General features: G+C 69.7%; 29 protein-coding genes and 1 pseudogene. 22 read left to right on the top strand and 8 right to left on the bottom strand.

Annotated elements, in window-relative coordinates; translation table 11 throughout:
- Nucleotides 1-115: 115 nt before the first annotated feature.
- On the top strand, nt 116-673 hold the full coding sequence (locus DEJ13_RS07960) for a histidine phosphatase family protein (RefSeq protein ID WP_111107386.1): 558 nt from the start codon (nt 116-118) through the stop codon (nt 671-673).
- A 36-nt stretch (nt 674-709) separates the two neighbouring features.
- On the opposite strand, the gene DEJ13_RS07955 is transcribed toward DEJ13_RS07960, so the two are convergent.
- A complete protein-coding gene (locus tag DEJ13_RS07955) occupies nt 710-1,531 on the bottom strand; it encodes a DUF1684 domain-containing protein (RefSeq protein WP_111107387.1) in 822 nt (273 codons plus the stop codon).
- A 37-nt stretch (nt 1,532-1,568) separates the two neighbouring features.
- Between DEJ13_RS07955 and DEJ13_RS07950 the strand changes: the two genes are divergently transcribed.
- Nucleotides 1,569-1,976, top strand: coding sequence for a RidA family protein (locus DEJ13_RS07950; RefSeq protein ID WP_111107406.1), 408 nt, complete (start codon nt 1,569-1,571; stop codon nt 1,974-1,976).
- A 165-nt stretch (nt 1,977-2,141) separates the two neighbouring features.
- Here the strand turns inward: DEJ13_RS07950 and DEJ13_RS07945 are convergent, their stop codons facing one another.
- The gene (locus DEJ13_RS07945; RefSeq protein ID WP_111107388.1) at nt 2,142-3,101 is read right to left on the bottom strand and encodes an SDR family NAD(P)-dependent oxidoreductase; all 960 of its coding nucleotides are present in this window, start codon (nt 3,099-3,101) and stop codon (nt 2,142-2,144) included.
- Between the two features lie 66 nt (nt 3,102-3,167).
- On the opposite strand from DEJ13_RS07945, the gene DEJ13_RS07940 reads away from it, so the two are divergent.
- Nucleotides 3,168-3,452 carry a hypothetical protein gene (locus DEJ13_RS07940; protein WP_111107389.1) on the top strand — a complete coding sequence of 95 codons (285 nt, stop codon included), beginning with the start codon at nt 3,168-3,170 and terminating at the stop codon, nt 3,450-3,452.
- 32 nt (nt 3,453-3,484) lie between these two features.
- Here the strand turns inward: DEJ13_RS07940 and DEJ13_RS07935 are convergent, their stop codons facing one another.
- Nucleotides 3,485-4,702 carry an ROK family transcriptional regulator gene (locus DEJ13_RS07935; protein WP_111107390.1) on the bottom strand — a complete coding sequence of 406 codons (1,218 nt, stop codon included), beginning with the start codon at nt 4,700-4,702 and terminating at the stop codon, nt 3,485-3,487.
- A gap of 177 nt (nt 4,703-4,879) precedes the next feature.
- On the opposite strand from DEJ13_RS07935, the gene DEJ13_RS07930 reads away from it, so the two are divergent.
- From DEJ13_RS07930 to DEJ13_RS07895, 8 genes are all read left to right on the top strand, one after another.
- Nucleotides 4,880-5,869 (top strand): carbohydrate ABC transporter permease, encoded by a 990-nt coding sequence (locus tag DEJ13_RS07930; protein WP_111107391.1) that lies wholly within the window; start codon nt 4,880-4,882, stop codon nt 5,867-5,869.
- Between the two features lie 3 nt (nt 5,870-5,872).
- Nucleotides 5,873-6,808, top strand: coding sequence for a carbohydrate ABC transporter permease (locus DEJ13_RS07925; RefSeq protein WP_111107392.1), 936 nt, complete (start codon nt 5,873-5,875; stop codon nt 6,806-6,808).
- The gene (locus tag DEJ13_RS07920) at nt 6,805-8,199 is read left to right on the top strand and encodes an extracellular solute-binding protein (protein WP_111107393.1); all 1,395 of its coding nucleotides are present in this window, start codon (nt 6,805-6,807) and stop codon (nt 8,197-8,199) included. The genes DEJ13_RS07925 and DEJ13_RS07920 overlap by 4 nt, the downstream gene beginning before the upstream one ends.
- A gap of 7 nt (nt 8,200-8,206) precedes the next feature.
- Nucleotides 8,207-9,196, top strand: a complete 990-nt coding sequence (locus DEJ13_RS07915; protein ID WP_111107394.1) for a Gfo/Idh/MocA family protein — start codon at nt 8,207-8,209, stop codon at nt 9,194-9,196.
- Nucleotides 9,197-9,246: 50 nt separating this feature from the next.
- Entirely contained in the window at nt 9,247-10,266 is a 1,020-nt protein-coding gene (locus DEJ13_RS07910; RefSeq protein WP_111107395.1) for a Gfo/Idh/MocA family protein, read from the top strand.
- On the top strand, nt 10,263-11,558 hold the full coding sequence (locus DEJ13_RS07905; protein WP_111107396.1) for a glycoside hydrolase family 125 protein: 1,296 nt from the start codon (nt 10,263-10,265) through the stop codon (nt 11,556-11,558). Before DEJ13_RS07910 ends, DEJ13_RS07905 begins: the two co-directional genes overlap by 4 nt.
- Nucleotides 11,555-12,022 carry a glyoxalase superfamily protein gene (locus tag DEJ13_RS07900; RefSeq protein ID WP_220037604.1) on the top strand — a complete coding sequence of 156 codons (468 nt, stop codon included), beginning with the start codon at nt 11,555-11,557 and terminating at the stop codon, nt 12,020-12,022. The genes DEJ13_RS07905 and DEJ13_RS07900 overlap by 4 nt, the downstream gene beginning before the upstream one ends.
- Before the next feature lie 93 nt (nt 12,023-12,115).
- A complete protein-coding gene (locus DEJ13_RS07895; protein WP_111107397.1) occupies nt 12,116-13,015 on the top strand; it encodes an SDR family oxidoreductase in 900 nt (299 codons plus the stop codon).
- A 59-nt stretch (nt 13,016-13,074) separates the two neighbouring features.
- On the opposite strand, the gene DEJ13_RS07890 is transcribed toward DEJ13_RS07895, so the two are convergent.
- From DEJ13_RS07890 to DEJ13_RS07870, 5 genes and pseudogenes are all read right to left on the bottom strand, one after another.
- On the bottom strand, nt 13,075-13,296 hold the full coding sequence (locus DEJ13_RS07890; protein ID WP_111107398.1) for a hypothetical protein: 222 nt from the start codon (nt 13,294-13,296) through the stop codon (nt 13,075-13,077).
- Nucleotides 13,293-14,381 (bottom strand): MFS transporter, encoded by a 1,089-nt coding sequence (locus tag DEJ13_RS07885; protein ID WP_181437079.1) that lies wholly within the window; start codon nt 14,379-14,381, stop codon nt 13,293-13,295. Before DEJ13_RS07885 ends, DEJ13_RS07890 begins: the two co-directional genes overlap by 4 nt.
- A gap of 62 nt (nt 14,382-14,443) precedes the next feature.
- On the bottom strand, nt 14,444-15,256 hold the full coding sequence (locus tag DEJ13_RS07880; protein ID WP_111108279.1) for an AAA family ATPase: 813 nt from the start codon (nt 15,254-15,256) through the stop codon (nt 14,444-14,446).
- Nucleotides 15,253-16,644, bottom strand: coding sequence for a TnsB C-terminal domain-containing protein (locus tag DEJ13_RS07875; RefSeq protein WP_284158179.1), 1,392 nt, complete (start codon nt 16,642-16,644; stop codon nt 15,253-15,255). The genes DEJ13_RS07880 and DEJ13_RS07875 overlap by 4 nt, the downstream gene beginning before the upstream one ends.
- 6 nt (nt 16,645-16,650) lie before the next feature.
- Nucleotides 16,651-17,252: pseudogene (locus tag DEJ13_RS07870) on the bottom strand (recombinase family protein).
- A gap of 194 nt (nt 17,253-17,446) precedes the next feature.
- Here DEJ13_RS07870 and DEJ13_RS07865 point away from each other — a divergent pair.
- The 11 genes from DEJ13_RS07865 to DEJ13_RS07815 all read left to right on the top strand — a co-directional run bounded on the left by DEJ13_RS07865 (nt 17,447) and on the right by DEJ13_RS07815 (nt 24,887).
- Nucleotides 17,447-17,785 carry an ArsR/SmtB family transcription factor gene (locus tag DEJ13_RS07865; protein WP_200919308.1) on the top strand — a complete coding sequence of 113 codons (339 nt, stop codon included), beginning with the start codon at nt 17,447-17,449 and terminating at the stop codon, nt 17,783-17,785.
- Entirely contained in the window at nt 17,782-18,393 is a 612-nt protein-coding gene (locus DEJ13_RS07860) for a cadmium resistance transporter (RefSeq protein WP_111108194.1), read from the top strand. The genes DEJ13_RS07865 and DEJ13_RS07860 overlap by 4 nt, the downstream gene beginning before the upstream one ends.
- A gap of 20 nt (nt 18,394-18,413) precedes the next feature.
- Nucleotides 18,414-18,905, top strand: coding sequence for a signal peptidase II (locus DEJ13_RS07855; protein ID WP_055950198.1), 492 nt, complete (start codon nt 18,414-18,416; stop codon nt 18,903-18,905).
- Nucleotides 18,902-19,639, top strand: a complete 738-nt coding sequence (locus tag DEJ13_RS07850) for a cytochrome c biogenesis CcdA family protein (protein WP_055950195.1) — start codon at nt 18,902-18,904, stop codon at nt 19,637-19,639. The genes DEJ13_RS07855 and DEJ13_RS07850 overlap by 4 nt, the downstream gene beginning before the upstream one ends.
- A 42-nt stretch (nt 19,640-19,681) precedes the next feature.
- Nucleotides 19,682-20,035, top strand: a complete 354-nt coding sequence (cmtR, locus tag DEJ13_RS07845; RefSeq protein ID WP_055950191.1) for a Cd(II)/Pb(II)-sensing metalloregulatory transcriptional regulator CmtR — start codon at nt 19,682-19,684, stop codon at nt 20,033-20,035.
- The gene (locus DEJ13_RS07840; RefSeq protein WP_111108195.1) at nt 20,032-20,718 is read left to right on the top strand and encodes a cation diffusion facilitator family transporter; all 687 of its coding nucleotides are present in this window, start codon (nt 20,032-20,034) and stop codon (nt 20,716-20,718) included. The genes cmtR and DEJ13_RS07840 overlap by 4 nt, the downstream gene beginning before the upstream one ends.
- A 25-nt stretch (nt 20,719-20,743) precedes the next feature.
- A complete protein-coding gene (locus tag DEJ13_RS07835; RefSeq protein ID WP_111108196.1) occupies nt 20,744-21,667 on the top strand; it encodes a cation diffusion facilitator family transporter in 924 nt (307 codons plus the stop codon).
- A 62-nt stretch (nt 21,668-21,729) separates the two neighbouring features.
- Nucleotides 21,730-22,143 carry a hypothetical protein gene (locus tag DEJ13_RS07830; RefSeq protein ID WP_055950183.1) on the top strand — a complete coding sequence of 138 codons (414 nt, stop codon included), beginning with the start codon at nt 21,730-21,732 and terminating at the stop codon, nt 22,141-22,143.
- Between the two features lie 334 nt (nt 22,144-22,477).
- Nucleotides 22,478-23,059 (top strand): M23 family metallopeptidase, encoded by a 582-nt coding sequence (locus tag DEJ13_RS07825; protein ID WP_146245333.1) that lies wholly within the window; start codon nt 22,478-22,480, stop codon nt 23,057-23,059.
- A 14-nt stretch (nt 23,060-23,073) separates the two neighbouring features.
- Nucleotides 23,074-23,670 carry a copper resistance CopC family protein gene (locus DEJ13_RS07820; protein WP_181437154.1) on the top strand — a complete coding sequence of 199 codons (597 nt, stop codon included), beginning with the start codon at nt 23,074-23,076 and terminating at the stop codon, nt 23,668-23,670.
- A complete protein-coding gene (locus DEJ13_RS07815; RefSeq protein ID WP_111108198.1) occupies nt 23,667-24,887 on the top strand; it encodes a M23 family metallopeptidase in 1,221 nt (406 codons plus the stop codon). Before DEJ13_RS07820 ends, DEJ13_RS07815 begins: the two co-directional genes overlap by 4 nt.
- Nucleotides 24,888-24,889: the final 2 nt, after the last annotated feature.

Below are 24,889 nucleotides of genomic sequence, written 5' to 3'. Positions count from 1 at the left end.
CGGCGCGTCTCGCGCGCCGTCCGCCTCCCCCGGGAACTCCACGAGCACACCCTACGACGACCCTCCGGCACCGCAACCGCCCGCCAGGAGTGAGGCCATCTGGCAGGGTCGGCTCATGGCCTCGTACTTCCTGACCCATGCCGAGGTGGTCATCGACCCCGCGGTCCCGATCGAGTCGTGGACGCTGAGCGGGGTCGGCCGCGTGCGCGCGGGCGCCGCCCACCACAGCGCCTGGGATCCTGGCATCACTCGCATCGTGTCGAGCGCCGAGCGGAAGGCGATCGAGACCGCGGAGGTGCTCGGCCAGACGGTCGGCGTCGTGCCGGAGGTCGACCGACGGCTGGGTGAGATCGACCGCAGCGCGACCGGGTACCTCCCGCCGGAGGAGTTCGATGCGGTGGTCGTCCGGTTCTTCGACCGGCTGGACGAGTCGGTGCGCGGATGGGAACGAGCGGTCGACGCCCAGACCCGCATCGTCGCGGCCGTTCGATCGCTGACGGCCGATGGGGACGTGACGCTCGTCTCGCACGGCGCCGTCGGTGCGCTGCTGCTGGCGGACCTGCGTGGTGTCCCGATCGACCGAGCGCTCGACCAGCCCGGCATGGGGAGCGTCATCACCTTCGACCCTCGGGCCTGGCGAGCACTGTCCGGGTGGACCCGTGTCACGCCCTGACCGTCGGCACCTGACCGGCAGCGGACGACATCCCGGTCAGTCAGCCGCACCGGGTCCGGGCAGCCGCTCCCCCGCCTCGATCGCGACGTCGAGTCGGTTCTCGCGGGGCGGCAGTGGACACGTGGCGTGCGGGGTGTACGCGCAGGGCAGGTTCGTGGCCCGGGTGAAGTCGACGCGGGTCCGACCGTCGGCATCAGGAGCCCCCACGTCGAGCGTCCGGGTCGCCGACGTCGTGACCGTGCTGGTGCGGTCGGAGAACAGCACGTGCAGGTCGTCCCCCTGTCCGTTGAACGCCAGGAGCGTGCGCGGGCCGTCGAGGTCGAACTCGAGTGTGCCACGTGCCGCGAACACGTGCTCCAGCCCGTCGACGACCGAGCCGACCGTCACCGCACGCGGCTCGGCGAAGGAGCGGAACCGGGCCTCGACCACGAACCGGTCGTCGGGTGCGTAGGTGGGCGTACCGCGGTACGCGAGGCGCACCGGGGCGGCCGGATCGCGGGGCCGGACCAGGTCGCTCCCGCCTCGTCGGGCGACCTCGATGACGACGTCGCGGTCGTCGCGGTGCCACACGACGCGCGGTGCGGGGCTGCTGTCGAGGTCCCCGAACCGGTGCGTTCCCGTCACCAGGGAGCCGTCGACGTCGAGGCGCTCAGCAGGGTCGTCGGCGAGGACGACCACGGGTCCGTCCTGGTCGACGAACCACGCTCCGGGGACGTCGTCGAACCGCTCGGGCGTCGTCGTCAGCCACCGGATGCTCGTTACCGACAGGAAGCCGTGCTCGCTCGCACGGGCTGCCTCGTGCGCTGCGTGCCAGGTCGCCCAGCCGGTGGTGTCCGTCGTCGGGCTCGCGGTCGTCATGGTCCGACCGTACGTGCTGTGGACCAGGATGGGGAGCATGGTCAGCGCCGTGCAGCTCATCCGTTCGTCCTCGCTCAGCTCCGTCGCCGAGTACGCGTACGCCGCCACGGCACCGGCCGCGGCGCGACTCGTGTTCCTGGCGGGGTCGTGCCCGCTCGACGCCGACGGACGCACGGTCGCCGTCGGCGACCACGCGGGACAGGCGGCCGCATGCGTGGCGAACCTGCGGCAGGCGCTCGCCGACGCCGGTGCCACGCTTGACGACGTCGTCTCGACGCGGGTACTGGTGGCGTCGACACGGCAGGCCGACCTGGTCGCAGCATGGGAGGTCGTGCGGGATACCTTCGGCGAGCACGACGTGCCGAGCACCCTGATGGGCGTCACCGTCCTGGGGTACGACGACCAGCTCGTCGAGATCGAGGCAGTCGCCGCCGTGCTCGACTGACGCGGTCAGCCGACAATGCTGGCCAGCACGGCGAGACGCCGCCGCCCCCTCGAGACGCCGCGGATCCGGGCAGCGTCTCGGGGGAACGGGGGCGCCTCGCATGCTCGGGCGTGCCCACGTCCGGACAGGAGGCCCGCGGCCGGGCCGCAACGAGCCTCCTGTCCGTCAGCGACGCGGTCGCAGGACGACGGTCGCCACCGCGGCTGCGGCGCCGACCCACAGCAGGGGGCGCGTGACGCGCCGTCGCTTCGCGACCCAGCCACCGTCGGTGGCGTTGCCCGCGTCGGCGGGTTCGAACAGGTTGCCGTCCGTCGGTGCCTGCCTGCCGCGCAGGGCGAAGAGCTCCACCATCGGCTTCGTGATCTTGTGGAACAGCCCGGGGAACACGTACTGCAGCGGCACGAGCGACGCCTGGACGCGACCGACGAACCGGTAGCGCTTCGGGTGCAGCGCCGCCGTGACGACCGCCTTGCCCGCGCGCTCGACGGACACCGTCGGCGGCAGTGGGTGCGAGGCCCTGTCGGTGTAGTTCGCGCCGTTCTGGTAGATCGGTGTGTCGATCGTCGAGGGCATCAGCGTGGTGAAGTGGATGCCGGTGTGCGCGAACTCGTCGCCGAGCACGTCGACCAGCCCGAGTGCGGCGTGCTTGCTCGTGACGTAGGCGGACTGGTACGGCGCCGACAGCAGCGACTGGATGCTGCCGACCAGCACGTAGGTGCCGCGGCCACGCTGCCGCCAGTGCGGCAACAGGTGGGTGATCGCGTAGAGGTGGCCGTAGAGGTTCGTGTCGACGACGCGCTTGAACGAGTCGGTCGGGGTCTGCTCGAACAGGCCGTAGATGAACAGGGCAGCGTTGCCGACGAACACGTCGATGTGGCCGAAGCGCGTCGTGACGGTGCTGATCAGGTCCGTGACCTGGTGCTCGTCTCCGACGTCGGTGGGGATCGCGACGGCCTCGGCGCCGAGCCGGCGGCACTCCTCGGCGGCGGCTTCCAGACTGTCGTGGCTGCGGGCGGCGAGCACCACTGTCGCACCACGGCGGGCGAACTCGTGCGCGGCGGCGCGGCCGATGCCGCTCGACGCACCGGTGATGACGACGACCTGGCCTCGGAAGCGTTGTGACATGCCTCCTCGGTACGCGGGATGCGCTGACCGCGCGCACAGTCCGGGGCCGCGTGGGACGATGGCGACATGACCGAGCGCGAGGGCACGAGCGACGGGCTGTCGCTCGCCGAAGCGACGGCGATCGCCGAGCACGCCCGCGAAGGCCGGCTCGAACTCGACGACCCGGAGATCCGCCGGCTGGTGGGTGAGGCGAACCGCATCCTCGTCCGTACGCAGATGTGGGGCGAGACCCCGCCGACGCCGCGACGCCGGTGGAAGCGTCGGATGCTCGCGATCGGGGCGGCGGGCATCGTCCTGGTCTGGGTGATCGGTCTGCTCGGGCCGCTGTTGCTGAAGATCGCGGGCGAGTAGCGGGGAACCGTGCACCGCCAGCGGCCGACCCCTCACCAGGGGTGGGCGATGTCGCGGGCGCGGGACGGGCCTCCTGTCCGGACGGGGCGCGAGCCCGCCGACAGACCGGCGACGGCCACAGGTCGTGACGCGACGGGCGTCGTGACGAGGACCGCGCACGCCGCCCCGCGGGCGACCACGTTCTCGCCGAGCGCCGTCGCGTCGACCCGCGGCAGGAGGCTCGGGTCGAGTCGGTCAGCGAGTCGCGCACGGAGCGCGTCGAGGAGCTTCGGCCCGGCCGCACGTGCAGCACTCCCGCCGACGACGATCCTCGGCAGGTCGAGCAGTTCGACCACGTGGACCAAGGCCGAGCCGAGGGCGGTGCCGGCCTCGGTGATGAGCGGGGCCGCGCCGGGCTCGCGGCAGAGGTCGTCGAACGCGGAACGGACGGCAGCGGGGTCGTCGAGCGGGATCCGCGGCGGGAGGAGCCCCGCGTCGATGCCGCGTCGGACCTGCTGAAGCGGTTGGCAGGCCTCCCACAGGGCGGTCCACCCGCCGTGCGCGTACACCGGCATCCCGCCGAACTCTCCCGCGTTGCCGGTGCTGCCGCGGACGACCTCGCCTCCGACGACGATCCCGGCGCCGACGCCGTGCCCGAGGTAGACGGCGACCAGGTCGGTGACGGTGGCGGCGGTCCACCACTCGGCGAGCGCACTGGCGACGACGTCCTTCTCGACGTGCACGGCGAGTCCGGTGCGGCGGGCGAGTTCGGCGGCGAGCGGGTAGCCGGACCAGGCGGCGAGCTGGGCGGGTGCGCCGAGGGTGGCGCCGTCCCGTTCGATGGGGCCCGGCGCGGCGACGCCGATGCCTACTACCCTGTCGGGGTCGACGTGGGAGCGGGTGACGACGTCGTCGATCGCCTGGGCCATGGCGTCGAGCGTGGTCGCCGGGTCTGCCACGTCGGCGGCGCCGAGCTGGTGCTCGGCGACCAGGCCGCCGCCGAGGTCGAGCAGCACGACGGCGACGTGCGCGGGGTCGAGGTGGACACCGACGGCGAAGCGGCCGTCGCGCGCGAGCGTGAGGCGTCGGTCGACGTCGCGCACCAGTCCGTCCGACTCCAGGCGGGCGGTGATGTTCGACACGGTCTGGGCGGTGAGGCCGGTGCGGTCACGGATGTCCGTGCGGGTGACGGGTCCGCTGCGTCGGACGAGGTCGAGGACGACGGCGCGGTTGTGCGCTCCGACGTGCGTGTGGTTCTGCCCTGCAGACATTCCGGCGTCCTCGTGGTTGACGGGTGGTGGTCGTGGTCCTTAGCATCACTGTCCAAGCGGATTTGTCAATCAATTGGATTGAATCGTCCTGGGGTTCGACCGTCCGCCAGCGGCCACACCGACGTGGCGGCGCCCGTGGCTCCACCGGCGTGGACACGGAGACCCGAAGGGACGCCCGTGACGACGACCGCTCGCCCGGCCACCGCAGTGCGACCCGCGACCTCGACCGAACGCAGGAGTCGACGCGCGGCGAAGAAGCACCCCTGGACCCCCGCCGAGAAGCGACGCCTGCGTGTGGGCATCGCGTTCATCTCCCCGTGGATCGTCGGCGTGCTCGTGTTCATCGCCTACCCGCTCGTGTACTCGTTCGTGATCAGCCTGACGCGGTACTCGGGCATGAACGCGGCGACGTTCGTCGGGTTCGGCAACTACGTCGCGGCGTTCATCGACCCGCTCGTGCACACGGCGGTCGAGAACACGCTGTTCTACGCGGTGATCGCCGTCCCCGTCGGGATCGTGGTCGCCATCGTGATCGCCCTGGCGATGAACCAGGACGTCAAGGAGATCAGCTGGTACCGGACGGCGCTGTACATCCCGTCGCTCATCCCGACCTTCGCGCTGGCGTTCATCTTCGTGGTGCTCGTCAACCCGCAGACCGGCATCGTGAACCAGGTGCTCAAGCTCGTCGGGGTGCCGGCGACCAACCTGCTCGGTGACCCGACGACGGCGAAGCTCGTCATCGTCGCGCTGGCGCAGATGGGTGCCGGCAACGCGGCGCTGGTGTTCCTGGCAGGCATGCGGGGCATCCCGAAGACCCTGTACGAGGCAGCGCGGGTGGACGGTGCGGGTCCGGTGCGCCAGTTCTTCGCGCTGACCCTGCCGCTCATCTCCCCCGCGATCCTGTTCAACCTGATCACCGGGATCAGCAACGGCCTGCAGGTCTTCACCGAGGCGTACGTGATCTCGTCCGGGACCGGTGGGTTGGGGTCGCCGGACAACGGGACGTTGTTCTACATGCTCTACCTCTACAAGAACGCCTTCAGCTACGCGCAGCTCGGGTTCGCCAGCGCGATGGCGGTGCTGCTGTTCCTGGCCGGGATGGTCCTGTCGGGACTCGTCTACTGGCTGTCCAGGCGGTTCGTGAACTACGACGTGAGCGGGGAGTAGACGATGACGCTGCAGAAGGACGACCAGACGGTCACCTCGTCCCTCGAGACGGTGCGTCCGAAGGACCGCCGGAACGCCGGAACTGACCGGTCGCGCAACGCCGACGGTTCGGTCCGCTCGGTGTGGTCGTCGATCGGCGCCCGCGTGGTGCTCATCGCGATGAGCCTGCTGTTCCTGGTCCCCATCTACTGGATGGTCATCTCCGCACTGAAGAGCAACACCGAGCTCGGCGCGTTCCCCCCGACCTGGTTCCCGCAGTGGCTGGACTGGTCGAACTTCGGGGACGCGGTCAACGCGATGCCGTTCTTCACGTTCTTCCGGAACACGCTGGTCATCACGGTGCTGGTGACGGTGTTCTCGATGGCGTCGAACATGGTGATCGCGTACGGCTTCGCGTGCATCGAGTGGCGTGGACGGGACAGGATGTTCTACGTCGTGCTGGCGACGCTGTTCATCCCGTTCCCGGTGACGCTCATCCCGATGTTCGACCTGTACGCCCGGCTCGGGTGGATCAACACGTTCCTGCCGCTGGTGGTGCCGAGCCTGTTCGGGTCCGCGTTCTACGTGTTCCTGCTCCGGCAGTTCCTGCTGCAGATCCCGAAGGACCTGCTCGACGCCGCGCGCATGGACGGCGCGTCGGAGTGGCGCATCCTGTGGCGGATCGTCTTCCCGCAGGCCCAGGCCGCGCTGGTCACGGTCGGCATCTTCGCCGCGGTCGGCGCGTGGAACGACTTCCTCGGACCGCTGATCTACCTGCAGGACCAGAACGTGCAGACGCTGTCGATCGGGTTGCAGGTGTTCCGGCTCAACAACAGCGCCGACTTCCAGTTCAACCAGCTGATGGCGGCGGCGATCCTGATCATCCTGCCGCTCGTGGTCCTGTTCTTCTTCTTCCAGCGGACCTTCCTCAAGGGGATCCAGATCGGGAGCTTCAAATGACCGGCAGCGCCTTCGACCGCCGCACCTTCCTCCGCACGGCCGCCGCGACGGGTGGCGCCGGGGCACTCGCGTTCCTGGCGGCGTCCTGCGCGTCCGGCTCGGGTGCGCGGAGCAACCCGAACGCGGTGTCGCTCTGGGGCGTCACCGGTACCTTCGTGCCGTTCCAGACGAAGGTGATCAACCAGTTCAAGGCCCTGCACCCGGAGATCGACGTGCAGGTGAACCAGGTGCCCTCGCAGGGCACCGGCGACGCGACGAGCGTCATCACCGCGGTCCGGGGCGGGACGGCGCCGGATCTGTGGCTGCTCGACCGGTTCAGCGCCGCCCAGTACGCCGCCATCGGGCTGATCGAGCCGATCGACGAGCTCATCGAGGAGTTCGAGGACGTGTCGAAGGAGGAGTTCCTGGCCGACTGGCTCGGGTTCACGGTCGGCGAGCTGACCTACCGGGGCAAGACCTACGGGCTCCCCCACGACACCGACGCCCGCGGCATGTTCGTGAACCGCAAGATGCTCCGGGACGTCGGGGTCGACCTGGACGAGTTCGACTGGCAGCAGAACGGTCCCGTCACGTTCGACCGGGTCGCCGAGGTGAGCGACAAGGTCACGAAGAAGTCGGGCGGCAGCTACACCCACATGGGACTGCTCCCCTGGTACGGCGAGGGGTGGCCGTTCACGTGGGGCCTCGGGCTCGGCGCGAGCTACTTCGACCAGGCGGACTCGCACATGACGATGGACTCGACCAGCGTCCGGAAGGTCTACGAGTTCTACGAGGACTGGGCGAAGCGGTACGGCTACCGCGACGCCGACACCTTCATCGCGACGTACGAGCCGACCGGCCACCCGCCGGGACAGATGGCGTTCCTGCAGGACCGGATGGCGTTCATGGTGAGCGTCCCGTCCACGATCCAGACGTTCGACAACTACGGCCCGAAGGACCTGGACTGGACCATGGCGTACCTGCCGACGCAGACCGCGGGCGCCGACAAGTACACGTGGTCGGGCGGGTTCGCCCTGTGCCTGCCGAAGGGGTCGAAGAAGAACGAGGCGGTGTGGGAGCTGATGAAGTACTTCACCGGCAAGCGCGGCCAGGAGACCTACATGGTCCCCGCCACCAGCGTCCCCTCGAACATCGCCGCACTCAAGGACCCGAAGGGCTCGGCGAGGTCGATCCGGTTCTTCGTCGAGTCGATGCCCGCGTCGACCTGCCGTCCGCCGTTGCCCGTGGGCGGCCAGTGGTGGGACTCGCTCGCCGACGCCCGGTCGAGCGTGCTGCTCGGTACCGCCACCCCGCAGCAGGCGGTCGACCGGGCCCAGGCCCGCGTCGACCCGATGATGCAGACGTACTCCCCGTTCACGCTCCCGAAGGACTACGACAAGGTCCGGATCTGAGGAACCCATGCCCACCACGACCACCACCCCGATCCGCGTCGCCGTCGTCGGCTTCTGGCACGTCCACGCGGGCGACTACGCACGACAGAGCGTCGAGCACCCCGGCACCGAACTCGTCGCGGTGTGGGACGACGACCAGGACCGCGGTCGCGCGGGCGCCGAGCAGTTCGGTGTCGAGTTCGTCGCCGACCTCGACGCGCTGCTCGCCCGCGAGGACGTCGACGCCGTCACCATCACGACCTCGACCGACGTGCACCGCGACGTCATCACCCGCGCGGCCCGGGCCGGCAAGCACGTCTTCACCGAGAAGCTCCTCGCCCCGACCGTCGACGAGTGCGAGGAGGTCGTCGCCGCCTGCGAGGCCGCCGGTGTTGCACTCGTCGTCTCGCTGCCCCGGCTGTACCACGGGTACACCCGGGCGATCACCGACGAGATCGCGTCCGGCAGGCTCGGCCAGGTGAACCACGCCCGCGTCCGGCTCTCGCACGACGGTGCCGTCGTGCCGTGGCTGCCCGAGCGCTTCTTCGACCCGACGACCGCGATCGGCGGTGCGCTGACCGACCTCGGCTGCCACCCCGTCTACCTGACCCAGCTGTTCCTCGGCGCACGACCGGACACCGTCCAGGCCGTCTACCGCTCGGTCACCGGACACGCGGTCGAGGACCACGCCGTCGTCACCGTCGGCTACCCCTCCCAGGCCATCGGGGTGATCGAGGCCGGCTTCGTCGCCGGCACCCCGTTCACGATCGAGGTGGCCGGCACCGCGGGCTGGCTCTCGTACACCGACCAGGAGGCCCGGCTCACCGCCGGTGGGTCCGCCTACGGCGACGAGCCGGTCACCATCGACGTCCCCGAGGACGCCCAGGACGCGTTCGGCCGGTGGGTGGACCACATCACCTCCGGCACGCGCGCCGACGACAACGTCGCCCGCGCGGTCGAGCTCACCCGGCTCGTCGTCGCGGCGAACGCGGCAGCCCGGGTACCGGCCACCGTGTGAGCCCGGACACGCCCCATCACCACACACCACCAGCACCAACAGGAGTCACCATGTCCACCGACCCCATCCGCGTCGGACTCATCGGCGGCGGCGGCATCGCCAGCTTCCACATCAGCGGGTACGCCCAGCACGCCGAGGTCATCCGCGTCGCAGCCGTCGCGGACGCGTTCGCCGACACCGCCGCGGCCCGCGGCGCCGAGCTCGACGTGCCGTTCTTCACCGACTACCGCGAGATGCTCGAACGCGCCGACATCGACGCGGTCGACATCTGCCTGCCGCACCACCTGCACCGCGACGCGATCGTCGCAGCGGCACGGGCGGGCAAGCACGTGCTGTGTGAGAAGCCGCTCTGCCTGACACCGGACGAGGCCCGCGACGTGCAGGCCGCCGTCGCCGAGGCCGGCGTCACGCTGATGTGTGCGCACAACCAGCTGTTCATGCCGGCCGTCGCGAAGGCCAAGGAGCTCATCGACGGCGGCGTCCTCGGCACCGTGTACGAGGTCCGCACGACCGACAGCTTCCGCAACGAGTTCGACCCGTCGAACATGGGCTGGCGCGCACACGCCTCGACCAGCGGTGGTGGCGAGCTCATCGACACCGGCTACCACCCCAGCTACCTGATGATGCACCTCGCCGGCGGCGTCCCGGTGCAGGCCACCGCGATGCTCTCCACGCATCGTCTGACGTTCATGGAGGGCGAGGACTCCGCGCAGGCGCTGTTCCGCTTCGACAACGGCGCCGTCGGCCAGCTCGTCACCAGCTGGGCGTACGAGCCGGCCGTCGGCACGGAGCGCTTCAGCGTCGTCGGCGAGCTCGGGTCCCTCACCAGCGACGGCACGACCCTGCGGTGGGACCTGCTCGACGGCACGAGCGAGACCGTGACCTTCGAGGACGTCGACACGTTCGCGGCCGAGATCGGCGCGTTCGGGGCCTGCCTGCGCGACGGCACCCGACCGATCCACACCGAGCGCGAGGGCATCGCCGTGCTCGGCATGATCCTCGCCGCCTACGAGGGCGCCCGCAACGGCACCATCGCCTCGGTGCTGCAGGTCGACGCGGTCCGGGCATGATCCTGCACCCCGACGTCACCGCGACGCTCCGGACCGCCGCCGACACGGTCCGGAGCGCACTCGGCGACCAGGTCGGTGCGCGGGTCGAGGAGTCCCTGACCCGCACGCTGACCGACACCGTCACGCTCGACGAGGACGGCACCGCGTTCGTCATCACCGGCGACATCCCGGCGATGTGGCTCCGCGACTCGACGACCCAGATGCTGCCGTACCTGCGGTTCGCCGGCGCCTGCGCACCGCTCGCGGACGTCCTGACCGGGATCGTCCGACGGCAGTTCCGGCTGATCGAGCACGACCCGTACGCCAACGCCTTCAACCGCACGGCCACCGGTGCGCACTGGGACGACGGGGACCTGTGCGACGACCCGCTCGTCTGGGAGCAGAAGTACGAGGTCGACAGCCTGGCGTACCCGGTCCAGTTCGCCCACCGGCTGTGGCGGGCGACCGGCCGGACGGACGTGTTCGACGAGCGCGCCCACCGGGTGCTCCGCTCCGTCGTCGACCAGTGGCGTCTCGAGACCGACCACGAGCAGTCGAGCTACCGGTTCGTCCGCGACTCGCCGCTGCCGACCGAGACCCTCGCCCGCGACGGCCGCGGGACACCGGTCGCCGTGACCGGCATGACCTGGGTCGGGTTCCGGCCGTCCGACGACGCCTGCACGTACGGCTACAACGTGCCCGAGAACCTGCATGCCGCCCAGGCCCTGCTCGCGCTGGCCGACATCGCCCGCGGTGTGTACGGCGACGACCGACTGGCCGACGACGCCGACGCCCTGCGCACGACGATCTCCGCGGGCGTCGCGGAGCACGGCGTCGTCGAGCACGACGGCGAGCGGGTCTACGCGTACGAGGTCGACGGACTCGGCGGGGTCGTGCTCATGGACGACGCGAACATGCCGTCGCTGCTGTCACTGCCCTTCGATGCGCCCGAAGTCCTCGACCGCGACGTGACCGCGGCGACCCGGCGACTCGTGCTCGGACCGACGAACCCGTACTGGTTCCGGGGATCGGCGGCCGAGGGCATCGGCAGCCCGCACACCGAGCCGGACCACGTCTGGCCGATCGCCCTGTGCGTCGAGGGCATCACCGGCACCCCCGAGCGTCGCCGCGAGCTGCTCGACGTGCTCCTGGCCACCGACGCCGGGACCGGTCGCATGCACGAGTCGTTCCACGTCGACGACCCGACGTCGTACTCGCGCCCGTGGTTCTCGTGGGCGGACGCGATGTTCTGCGAGCTCGCCCTGACCGTGGTCGACGACGAACGGCACGCTCGCCCCGCATCGCGGTCATGACCTCGTTCCTGGACGGGGCCACCGCAGGTCGGTACCGTGCCGAGGACACCGTCCGCACTGCCCCGGGAGGTCCCGTGTCCGACGACGAACCGAAGCTCGACGACGTCGCGCGCCAGCGCGTTGTCCCGATCCTGCGCGTGTTCGACCACGAGCTGGCGCAGCGCTTCTACTGCGACCACCTCGGCTTCACGTGGCAGTGGGAGCACCGGTTCGAGCCGGACCTGCCGGTGTACGCGCAGGTCGTCCGGGACGGCGCCGTGCTGCACCTGTCGGAGCACCACGGCGACGCGACGCCCGGCGGCGCGGTCATGATCGTGGTGCCGGACGTCCAGGCGCTGCACGACGACCTGATCGCGCAGCACCACCCGAACTCGCGCCCAGGCCTGTCGGACGACGCGTGGGGACGGACCATGACCGTCACCGATCCCTTCGGCAACCGGCTCGTCTTCTGGCAGCGGTCCTGACGTCGGTTCCCGCATCCGCCGACGTGGCGTCCAGGGCTCCCCGGGTTGCATGGTCGGCGAACGACGAGCACCGACAGAACAGGAGACCACCCGATGCCAACGGACCAGTACGAGTTCGGCGACCCCCGGTCGCGCTACCCGAACGTCAGCCCGGAGCCGCAGACGCAGGCCGAGCCGGGCCTCCAGTCGGCGATGACGCCGGTACCGGACCTCGGTGAGTCCAGCTACCGCGGAACCGGCCGGCTGGCCGGCCGCAAGGCCCTGGTCACCGGTGCCGACTCCGGCATCGGCGGTGCGGTCGCGATCGCGTTCGCCCGTGAGGGCGCCGACGTCGCGCTCGCCTACCTGCCGGAGGAGCAGGCCGACGCCGACCACGTCATCGAGCAGATCCGCGCAGCGGGTCGCACCGCCGTCGCGATCCCGGGGGACCTGCGGGACCGCGAGTACGCGGGCCGACTCGTCCAGGAGGCCGTGGCCGGCCTGGGCGGTCTCGACGCGCTGGTCAGCGTGGCGGGCAAGCAGGTGTGGCAGCCCGACCTGCTCGACATCACGGACGAGCAGTTCGAGGCGACGTTCGACGTCAACGTGTTCGCCCTGTTCCGGCTGGTCAAGGCGGCGCTGCCGCACCTGCAGCCCGGCGCGACCATCACGACGACCGCGTCGATGGAGGCGTACAAGCCGGCGCCGGACCGCCTGGACTACGCCGCGACGAAGGGCGCGATCAACAACTTCTCGAAGGGGCTCTCGCAGCTGCTCGTCGAGCGCGGGATCCGCGTCAATGTCGTCGCGCCGGGACCGACCTGGTCGGTGCTGCAGGTCACCGGCGGCGTCGACCCCGAGTCGCTGCCCGAGTTCGGCAGCAGCGAGTCGCCGATGGGCCGCGCGGGACAGCCCGCCGAGCTCGCCCCGGCGTACGTGTTCCTGGCGTCGCAGGAGTCGAGCTTCGTCGCCGGCGAGACGCTCAACGTGAACGGCGGCATGGTCACGCCGTAGCGCCACGGTTCTGCGTCGAGCGCGGTCGTCCCCCGGGCGGCCGCGCTCCGTGCGCCTGGTCAGTGGTGGTCGCGCTCCGTGTGCCTGGTCCAGACCAGGAACGAGACGTGCCCGAGCAGCGCGATGCCGAAGAAGACGAGTGCGACCGACCAGACGCGGGCGAGCTTCGGGTCACCGACGACCAGCAGCACGATGCAGGTGACCACCGCGGCTGACAGCACGCCGACCTGGATCGTCGACCAGAGGGTCCGCCACTTGGGCTGCTGCGGTTGCGGGTTCACGGGACACCATCCTGCCGCACTCGGCTGGCCGGGACCCCGGCGGCGACGACCAGAGCGGCGCCGAGCATCGTCACGGCGGCGCCGGCCTGCTCGACCACCGCACCCGCGACCGCGGCGCCGACGGCCTGCCCGAGCACGAGTGTGACGAACACCATCGAGGTCCCGGACGGCGCGTGCTCCGCATCGATCGCGCCGGTCCACGCGACCAGCGCACCGGTCGCCGCGGTGTACCCCCAGCCGAACACCGCGCACGCGACGAGGGCGACGGGGAGGACCGCGGCACCGACACCGAGCCCGGCCGTCCCGAGCGCCACGGCGACCACGGTGATCGTCCAGGCGGTCCGCGGAGGTCGGGCGTCCAACCAGCGCGCCGTGACCGCGACCGCTGTCCCCCCGACGCCGAGGGCGATCCACGCGACCACGGACGCCGTCCGCCCGGAGCCCGCGTCGACCAGGACGGCGCGACCGAGGTTCCACACGGCGGCGGACCCCGCCCCGAGCAGCAGTGCCGCCACGAGCAGGCCGGCATGCCGGCGGAACCAGGGCGCGGGCGGCAACGACTTCCCTCGCGGACCGGTGGTCGCGCGGTCCTCGGGCGCCGTGTCGCCGTGGTCCGCTCGGAGCACGGCGACCCCGGCGACGACGGCGCACGCGGCGCTGACCAGCCAGGCCGTCCGCCACTCGGGCAGGAGCACGAGTGCCAGGACCCCGGCGGCGACCAGGCCCGGTCCGGTCCCGCTGTTGACGATCGTCTGCGTCCGGGGGACGTCCTGCGACGGCACACTCCGCGCGACGATCCGCACCAGTGCGGGCGATGCCAGTCCGGCGCCGGCCGAGGCGAGCACCGCAGACGCGCCGAACACCGCGGCGGACGGACTGACGGCCACGCCGATCGCACCGAGCGCCGCCGTGCCCGCGGCGGACACCACCAGGGTGCGGGGAACCCGGGCGGCGACGAGGAACCCGACGGACGCCCCGACGCAGTACATCGCGGACGCGCCGGCCGAGATCCCACCGGCGGCGGCGGCACCGAGGTCCAGGTCCGCCTGCACGTCCGGCAGCACCAGCCCGTACGCCAGCCGCACGAGCCCGTAGGTTGTGAGCAGCCTCGATCTGTGTCGTCGTTTTCGCTGCGGTCCGTGCCGGGTCAGGTGGTGCCGATGACGAGGGTGCTGCGTGCGGCTTCGACGACGTCGTTGGTGATGACGTCGAGCTCGTTGATCTTCAGGACGCGTTGGATCTGTGGGAGCAGGCGTTCGAGGAGGCGGAAGTTGCCGCGGGTGATGCGTTCGACCGCAGCGATGGCTTGCGCGTCGGTGAAGTCGTCGGGGTCGAGTGCCTTGCCGAGCTTTCGCCATTGGCGTTCGAGGACGAACAGCAGCTCGTCGTGGCCGAGGGGACGGTACTGGTGGGCGAACCCGAGTCGGCTGTAAAGCTGCGGGTAATGGCTGAACTGCTTCTCGATGCCGGGCATGCCGATGAGGATCATCGCGATGCCGGTGCGGTCGTATTGGTCGCGGAGCCACTCGATCGCGTTGCCGGTGAGGCGTTCGGACTCGTCGATGATGATCAGCTCGAGCAAGGACGGGTTGGGGCCGTGCATGTGGTCGACGTGGCCGCCGTGGAGGATGAGGTGTTCCTCGATGCAGCGTTCGGTGCGGAGCATGTCGTGCCGAAGGTCGTCCTGCAGGGCGCGCATCGTTGCGGAGACTTCGGGCGTGTAAAAGACGGTCCGGGCGCGGTGGGCGGCGGCGTAGATCTTGGTGTCGTCTTCGCTTCGCGCGGCCCACCTGGCGATGAACGGGCCGATGCTGTCCCAGTGCGCGTAGCGGCGGGCTGAGAGGGTCTTACCGACGCCGGCAGGGCCGAAACAGACCCCGATGGTGTTCTGCTTCCGGACGGCGTCAGCGAACTCCGCGAACCGGCGGTGCTCCTTGGTGATGATGAACTGGCTCGTCATGACCGGTCCTCCTCGTAGGTCTTCAGTCGCGGCTGTTCCGTCTCGGCGGTTGGTGGGGCGGTGTCGTCGGAAGCCGGGTGAACAATCGCGATGCGTTCTCGAATCTGTCCGCGCAGCGCCCGGCGCTGAGCATTGCGGGCTGCTTGGATCTGCTTGAGGCTGATCGTCTCGGTCTGGTGCTCGGTGCTGATCGCGGTGCAGAGGAACGCGTCGCGGTGGAAGACGCGGATCTCGGTGACGTCGCGGGGGTCGTACCGGACGCTGATGGTGCTGCCGACGAACGGGGCGAGTGTGGCGGCGGTGTAGCGGAGACCCTCGAAGTGGATGCCGTCGCGCTGCACGACCCGCGTGGTCGGGACGGTGAGCAGAAATCCGTCGAGCTGTTCGAGGGACTCCGGGAGCCGTGGGAGCCACCCGTCTGCGATCCACGCTTCCAGCGGAGTCGTCCGGAGCTCGCGGTGGACACGGGAGTTGTAGCGGCGGATGAAGGTGTTGATCGCGCTGTCGATGCCGGCAAGATCCAGGGCCGGCACCGGCGCGGCAGATCCGGGTGTGAGGTGGCCGGGGAGCGTTGGGAGCAGTTCGGTGTTGATCGTGCCGAAGAAGCGCTCGACCTTCCCTCGTCCCTGCGGTCGGGCGATTTGGGAGTGGATGATCCGGAGGTGCAGCACGGCGGCGGTGTCGCCGAGGCGGTAGCTGGTGAAGTCGGACCCGTGGTCCGTGTAGAGCACGTCCGGGATCCCGCAGACAGGCCAGTCCGGTTCCGGCTTGTGCCAGATCGCCTGCCGCAGGGCGAGCGCAGTGTTGGCCGCTGACGGGGCGCCGAGGAACACCATGTACCCGCACACCGCCCGGGAGTAATCGTCGAGGACCACCGTCAACCAGGGCCGTGCAGGCTTGCCGTCTGGGCCGACGATGAGCAGGTCAAGCATCGTGTGGTCCGCCTGCCAGATCGCGTTGGGGCGATCAGCGCGACGTCGGAGCAGCAGCTCGTGCTTGTCCCGGTACGAGGCCGGCCCCTCGAGCGCGAGCGTCACCATCCCCGGGTCGAGCGCGTTCACGATCGACCGCACGACGGAGTACGACGGCGCCGGCAGTCCCCGTTCAGCGCAGTGGACGCTGACCTGACGGTGAATGGTGGCGATTGACGGTCGCGGCCTGGTGAGCGCGAGACCCTCGACCAGGCGGACGAGTTCCGGTGTCGTCCGTCGGACGCCGTGATCGGTCCGGGTGCCGTTGGCCAGGGCGGTGTACCCGCCGGTCCGGTAGCGGGCGAGCCAGCGTTGCAGGGTGCGCTCAACGGTGCCCGTGCTGCAGGCGAGGGCGGCGAGCGGGATGGCGTCGTCGACGTGCAGTCGAAGGATCCGCCACCGCTCGCTCGCGTCCATGACTGGCTACATCGTCGGCGAGGGCTTCGGACGCCGAGCGGCGACCGGTTCAGTATGGCGGGCGATGACCCGGTAGATGGTGGTGCGGCTGACGCCGAGGACATCACCAATCTGCGCGACGGTCATGTCCTGCTGCTCGTACAGCCGGCGCGCGGTGCGCACCTGGTCTGCGGAGAGCCGGGACGGCCGCCCCCCGGTGCGACCTCGAGCACGGGCGGCGGCGAGACCGGCGTTGGTGCGTTCCTTGATGAGGTCCCGTTCGAACTCCGCCAGCGCGGCGAAGACGTGGAACACCAGCCGTCCACCGGGCGAGGTGGTGTCGATGGTCTCCTGCAGCGACCGGAACCCGATCCCGCGCTCGGCGAGAGCGTGCAGCTGGTCGATGAGGTGTCGGATGGACCGGCCGAGCCGGTCGAGTCGCCAGACGACGAGGGTGTCCCCGGGGCGGAGCTGGTCGAGGACTTGTCGAGCTCGGGCCGGTGCTGGAGTGACCCGGACATGGTGTCGACGAACACGCGGTAGCAGCCGGCGGCGTTGAGCGCGTCGATCTGCAGCGACGCGTCCTGGTCGGTGGTGGACACGCGCGCGTACCCGAGAAGGTGACCCATGAAGAGAACGTAGCGAAACTCGACCAGTCGGGGTAGTAGCGGGACGTAGATTCTGGGACTGGGTTTCGCTACAAGAAACGCCGCCGTGACGGATGTGTGACCGCGACCTCGCTCGGTTGTAGCGGAATCGGAGGTTTCTGGCACGAGATCGAGAACGGGTCTCCATGATCGGTGGTTTCCGATATGATCGGCCGATGCCGATGCCGATGACCGCAGACATGACCGCCGCCGTCTCCCTATTCCACTCGCTCGCTGAGCCGAACCGCTTGATCATCCTGCGCCGACTCAGCCGAAGCGAGGCGCGCGTGCGGGATCTCACGGACGAGCTAGGCCTGGCCCAGTCGACAGTTTCAGAGCACGTTGCGTGCCTTCGGGACTGCGGGCTCATTGTTGCCCGTGCAGACGGACGGCAGAACTTCTACTCGGTGAGCACCCCCGAGGTCATCGACGTTCTCGAAACTGCCGAGCTGCTGCTCGAAGCGACCGGACACAAGGTTGACCTGTGCTCGACCTACGGGCGCGATGCCCGATGATCGGCACCATCGCAGGAGCGGTAGGCCTCTTTGCTGCCACCAACATCGATGACATCGTGGTCCTGACGGTGCTGTTCCTCGCGTCAACGCGCGGCACGCTGCCGGGGTGGAAAGTTGTCATTGGCCAGTACGCCGGCTTCATTGCGCTCGTCGCGATCAGCGTCCTCGCTGCCGCTGGACTCACCATCGTTCCCGATCAGTGGGTCGGCTTCCTCGGACTCATTCCCCTCGGGATCGGCCTGGTCGGGTTGATCCGTGCACCGCGCCGACGTGGCGAAGATGACGACGACGATGACGCGGCGGTGCGCGCGGCCGGGCTTCTCGGGGTCGCCGGCATCACCATCGCCAACGGCGCCGACAACATCTCCCTGTACACGCCCGTATTCCGCACAGCACCGATCCCCGACACGGTGGTCACGATCGCGGTGTTCCTCGTCCTCGTTGCGGTGTGGTGTCTCGTCGCTCGCTTCGTTGGCACGAACAAGACCGTCACGGAAGCCCTCGAGAAGATCGAGCACTGGCTCGTGCCGGCCGTCTTCATCGGCCTGGGCCTCTACATCCTCATCGAATCCGGCGTGATCGCGCGCCTCATCGACGTCCTGTCATGAGAGCGACCAGCCGTGTCGCTGTGGTGCTGCTGATCGCCGCCGCCGCGCTCACCATCGACCAGCTCTCGAAGGCGTGGGCGCTCACTGGGCTCGGTCCGTCGCGAGTGATCGAGCTGGCGCCGGGTATGACCTTCCAGCTCGTCTTCAACCCGGGCGTCGCTTTCAGCCTCGGACGGAACATGGGTCCGCCGCTCGCGGTCGGCATCATCGTGCTTACGCTGTGCCTGACGACATGGGCAGTCGTCCGCGCGGTTCGCGGAGCCGACATGATCGCAACAGGGCTGATGAGCGTCGCCGTCGGCGGGGCAGCTGGCAACCTCTGGGACCGAGTCACCCGCGCCGAGAACGGTCCGCTCACCGGTGAAGTCGTCGACTTCATCAATGTCGACTGGTTCGCGATCTTCAACGTCGCCGACATCTTCGCCACCCTCGGCATCGCCGGATTCGCCCTTCGGTTCCTCCTGCCGAACCCACACTTCGATGAGCCCACATCTAGGGACGGGGCGGCGTGAGCGGGAACCCTTTCGCGGAAGCGATCCTCAGCGGGCAGCTGCTCGTCGCCGTCCCGGTGGCGCTCCTCGCCGGCCTGGCGTCCTTCCTGTCGCCGTGCGTACTCCCACTCGTCCCTGGATACCTCGGCTTCATCGGCGGTGTCGCCGAGCAACGCCGCCGCAGCACACTCATCCTCGGGGTGCTCCTGTTCATCCTTGGCTTCACCGTCATCTTCGTCGCCTATGCCGCAGCATTCGGCGCGCTCGGCTTCTGGCTGATCCGCTGGCGCGACCTCCTAACCCAGATTCTCGGCGGCTTCGTGATCATCATGGGGCTCGTATTCATCGGCCGTTTCGGCGTCCTGCAGCGCACCCTGAAACCACGCTGGAAACCCGCCACCGGCATCGCCGGCGCACCCCTTCTCGGCATCGTGTTCGGGCTCGGGTGGACTCCATGCCTTGGCCCCACACTCACCGCAATCAATCTGCTGAGCCTGCAGGCGGCGAGCACGTGGAACGGCGTCCTCCTCGGCATCGCCTACTGCCTCGGACTCGGGATCCCGTTCCTGTTCCTCGCCCTCGGCGCAAGCTGGGCCACAACCGCAGTCACCCGGATCAAGCGACACATGCGCACGGTGAACCTGATCGGTGGCGGGGTACTGATCCTGATCGGCGTCCTCATGGTCACGGGCCTCTGGTCCTCGCTGATGTACACCATCGGAGCGCAGATCGGGCAGTACGTCACCCTCCTCTAAACAACCCCCTCAACAGGTCAGTGCCTGCTGTATTGTCATTGCATGCTGACCAGTGCTTCGCGCGTCGACGTCATGAACCGCCTCGGCCGGGCGATGACCGATCGAACTCGATCCCGCATCCTGCTCGAACTCCTCAGTGGCCCCGGATACCCGGGACGCCTCGCAGAAACGCTCGGCCTGACGCGGTCGAACGTGTCGAATCATCTGACGTGTCTGCGTGGGTGCGGAATCGTCGTCGCGGTCCCGGAGGGGCGCTCGACCCGCTACGAGATCGCTGACCCGAACATCGGGGCAGCCTTGCACGCCCTGCTCGACGTCGTCCTCGCCGTCGATGACGGTGCCGACTGTGTTGAAGACGACTGCGAAGTCGAGATGAGCTGCGAGGTCTCCGCATGACCGCCACGAACGCCGTCGGGACGCTGCAGCCGGACCGGAAGCGGATCCTGCAGCGGCGCATCCGGTGGATCGTCGCTGCGACGATCACCTACAACGTCATCGAAGCGATCATCGCGATCGCCGCCGGCACAGTTTCCTCGTCGACCGCGCTGATCGGCTTCGGTCTCGATTCGATCGTCGAGGTGCTCTCCGCCGCAGCCGTCGCGTGGCAGTTCGCCGGCCCAGATCCGGAGGCACGAGAACGGGTCGCACTGAAGGTGATCGCGGTGTCCTTCTTCGGACTCGCGCTCTACGTCAGCATCGACGCGATCCTGAGTTTGACCGGTGTCCGCTCCCCAGAGCACTCCACCGTCGGCATCATCCTGACCGCAGTCTCGCTACTGGTGATGCCCGGGCTGAGCCTGTTCGAGCGCCGCACCGGCAAGGAGATCGGGTCCGCGTCCGCCGTCGCGGACTCGAAGCAGACGCTGATCTGCTCCTACCTCTCCGCCGCAGTCCTGATCGGACTGCTGCTCAACACCCTCTTCGGGTGGGCGTGGGCAGACGCAGTCGCCGGACTTGTGATCGTCGTCTTCGCGGTCCGCGAGGGCCTCGAAGCGTGGCGCGGTGAAGCCTGCGCCGTTCCTGCCTCAGTGCTCACCGGGGAACGCGAAAACCACGACGACCACGACCACTGCTGCTGACACCGCCTAACCGACGGAGAATCGGATGACACACGACCACGCTCACGCTCACGCTCACGGCAGCACCATCAACCGGAAACGGCTTGCGATCGCGTTCGCAATCACCAGCACCGTCCTCGTCGCCGAAGTGATCGGAGCGATCTGGACGGGGTCCCTGGCACTGCTGGTCGACGCCGGCCACATGCTCACCGACGCCGGCGGGCTCGGTGTCGCGCTCCTCGCCACGACCCTCGCGATGCGGCCCGCCACCTCACGCCGCACCTGGGGATACGCGCGAGCGGAAGTCCTCGCCGCGACCGCGCAGGCCGCGGTCCTGCTCGCGGTGGGCCTATTCGTCCTCGTCGAGGGCATCCAGCGTCTGGTCACACCGCCGGAGATCCCGTCCGCGGGACTGCTGATCTTCGGCGTGATCGGCCTCGCCGGGAACCTCGTGTCGATCCTCGTCCTCGCCTCCGGGCGCGGAGCGAACCTGAACCTGCGGGCCGCGTTCCTCGAGGTCGTCAACGACGCTCTCGGCTCGGTCGGGGTCATCATCGCCGCGATCGTCATCGCCATCACCGGCTGGGGCGGCGCCGACGCGATCGCCGCGATCCTCATCGGCGTGCTAATCCTGCCGCGCGCGTTCGTGCTGCTGCGGGACGCAGTCAACGTGCTGCTGGAAACCACCCCTGCCGGTCTTGACCTCGACGACGTCCGCGCCCACCTCGAGGCGCTCGAACACGTCGAAGCGGTACACGATCTGCACGCTTCCCAGATCGCATCTGGGCTGCCCATCCTCACCGCCCACGTCACCATCACCCGTGACTGCTTCCGCGACGGCCACGCCCCGGAGATCCTCGACCAGCTGCAGGCGTGTGTCGCGGAGCACTTCGACGTCAGCGTCGAGCACTCCACCTTCCAACTCGAACCCGCCACCCACCGGGACCACGAACACACCCCGCACGCCTGAACTGTGCAGCTTGACAGCATCAGTGACAATGGATGCGGCCTATTGGTATGGCCACCACTCCCATGACGACACTTCGTGACCTCTCGCTCCGGCTGCTGCGCGCAGTCACCGCGGTCGTCGCTGCCGTCCTGCTGCTACTCGGCGCCGTCACCCTGCAGAACAACGCAGCTCACACTGACACCGCCGTCACGACCCTCACCGCAGCAACGGCCAGCACCGCGAACGTCGGGCACGTGGAACCGCCGACGGTGCACATCGATGCCCACGACGGTGTCGGCGGCATCTTCTGCGCCCTACTTGGGCTCGTCGCTCTCGTCATCACGACGGCGATCACCCTCGCCCTCGCAAGCCGCATCGGGCAGCGCCAGAGGCCGTTGTTCGCCCTGTCCCGGGTCCTCGCCCGTGTGCGACCGCCGCGGACGTTTGAGCGGTGGTCTGCGGTATCGCTGACCGGGCTCGCCATCGCCCGCATCTGATCAGTCTTCCGGGCGACCCCGATCATCGGGGTCGTCAGCCGTGCCCTGCCCGCACTCGCCCCGGAATCGCTTGATCGGAACCGTGACCACCACCATCCGCACCCCTTTCCTGCCCACTCACCTCACTCGCCGCGCCGCCCTCGACGCCGAACGCGCCGCAGCCCGCGGCCTACGTCGACCCGCGCGCAGCACCTCACCGAACCGCGCAGACCGAACCCGTCGCCGACGGGCGGCGCCTTCCGTGGTGGCATCGACCGGCGCTGCCGCTGTGATGGTGCTCTTCGCATCCGCGGCGCTCCCGGCGCACACCGCTGCAGCAGCTACGCCGGAGGCTGTGGTCGCACCGGCCCTGAACGGCCAGAGCCTCACCGTCGCAGCATCGGCGCTCGACCCGACCCTGCAGCGAGACGGCTTCACGGTCACCACCCGCGCCGCGGCGGCGGTGGCGCAGCAAGGCTCGGCGCCGGCTCCGGGGGCGTCGAAGCCAGGGGCGGTGCAGTGGCCGTTCCCCGGTGGCGCGCCGTTGAGCTCGGGCTTCGGCTACCGGCTGGCGCCGTGCGCCACCTGCTCAACGAACCACCAGGGGCTCGACCTCGTGCCCGGCGCCGGCACTCCGATCCAGGTCGTCGCAGATGGCGTCGTCCGGATCGCCGGCCGGCACTCGGAGTTCGGCCAGTACGCCGTCATCGACCACCGCGTCAACGGCCGACTGGTCTCGACCCTGTACGCACACATGGTCATCGGTTCCTCACCGCTGTCCGCCGGTCAGCCAGTCACCGCCGGGGATCTGGTGGGCCTGGTCGGTTCCTCCGGCCGCAGCACGGGCGCCCATCTGCACTTCGAGGTCCACGCCAACGGCACCACCCCAATCGACCCCGCTGCCTGGCTGCGCGCCAACGCCGCCGCGATGTCATGACGAAAGGCTTTCCCGTGCGTCTGCGCGCCCTCACCCTCCTCCCGATCGCTCTTGCCACGGCGCTGCTCGTACCTGCCGCCCCGGCTGCTGCGCACGACGCGCTCGCCTCGGCGACACCGGCCGTGAACGGCACCGTTTCCGGCGATCTCGACCAGGTCACCCTGACGTTCTCCGAAGCCCCACTCGCCGGTCTGGAATCGGGCCTGATCATTCAAGTCACCGGGCCCGATGGTGCTGAAACCTCCACCGGCACGGTCCGTGTGGATGGCAGCACCCTGACGAAACCCGTCGACCTCACCAAGCCCGGCACGTACAACCTCGGCTGGCGCAGCGTCTCCGTCGACGGTCACCCCATTTCCGGCACCTACCAGTTCACTTCCATCGGAACATCCACCGTTCCAACCAGCACCCCCACCAGCACGCCGACGGCATCAGCTGCCCCGGAGCCGGCATCCGCCACGGAACCGTCCGCCACGCCTGCGGCCGCTGCAGACAGTGCGCGCGACACCGGGCCCGCGGTGTGGGTACTCGCAGGCCTGACCGCGGTGCTGATCCTCGCGATCATCGCCGTGCTGCTCATCACCCGACGCCGACCGAAGAGCACCGAATGATCCGCCGCAGCATCATTGCCGCGGTGACCGCCGCCGCCATCGTGGGCGCTGTTCTTCCCGCACCCACTGCCGCCGCAGCACCGGCACCGACCTGGGCCGACGTGCTCGCAGCCCGCGGCGACGAAGCAGCCGCGACGGCTAAAGCTGCCGAACTGACCGCACTCATCGCCACGCTCGAGGATGAGACCGCTACCGCGGCTGCAGCGGCCAAAGCGCGCGGCAAGGAGCTGCAGGAAGCCCAAGACGCTGCCGATGAGGCTGCCGGCCGCTACGACAAGCTCACCGAGCAGGCCGCCCGCGCCCGCGAAGACGCCGCCGGCGCAGAAGAGCAGATCGCGTCCTGGTCGGGCTACCTATCCCGTTCCGCCGGACGTGACCTGTCCGTCAGTGTCGGGACCGACACCGGAAACCTCCTCGAACGGCTCGGCACCGCGGCGAAAGTCACCGACACGATGAACGCCGCCCTCGAGGACGCTGCCACCCGTGCCGGCACTGCGACCGCGCTCGGACGGCAAGCCGCCGCCGCACGAATGGCCCGCGACCGGCTCCGCGACGACGCTGCAGCGACCTTCCAAACGGCGACCACCGCTGCGGACCAGGCGGCGGCCGCGGAAGCGACGCAGCGCACCCGGAAGCGTGAACTCACCGATCAGCTCGCTGTCCTCCGTAACCGGACCCTCAGCACCGAGGCGGCGTACACGGAAGCGGAACGTCGACGCGCTGCGGCGGCCCGTGCCGCGGCAGCGGCCACCGCCGCCCGTGCCGCGCAAGCACGCCCGCAGCCGGCCGCGAATCCGGGGGCAGTGTCGACGTCCGGGTGGACGATGCCGATCACCTCATACGGGTCGTACCAGTCGTACGGGAACCGCCTGCACCCCGTGCTCGGCTACTACCGCATGCACGCCGGCGACGACTTCGGCGCCCCGTGTGGCACCGGCCTCTACGCCGCATCCGCCGGCACCGTCACCTACGCCGGCCCCTACGGCGGATACGGGAACCTCATCACCATCGACCACGGCAACGGCGTCACCAGCAACTACGCCCACATGTTCGCCGGAGGGATCCTCGTCCGCGCCGGCCAACGCATCAGCGCCGGGCAGAACATCGCCGCCGTCGGCAACGCCGGCCTCTCCACCGGCTGCCACCTCCACTTCGAGATCCGCCAAAACGGTGCCGCCATCTCGCCCACACCGTTCCTCAACGCCCGCGGCGTCTAAAC

It is taken from the genome of Curtobacterium sp. MCLR17_007 (assembly GCF_003234655.2).
Taxonomy (GTDB): domain Bacteria; phylum Actinomycetota; class Actinomycetes; order Actinomycetales; family Microbacteriaceae; genus Curtobacterium.
This window is presented reverse-complemented; position numbering and strand designations above follow the sequence as displayed.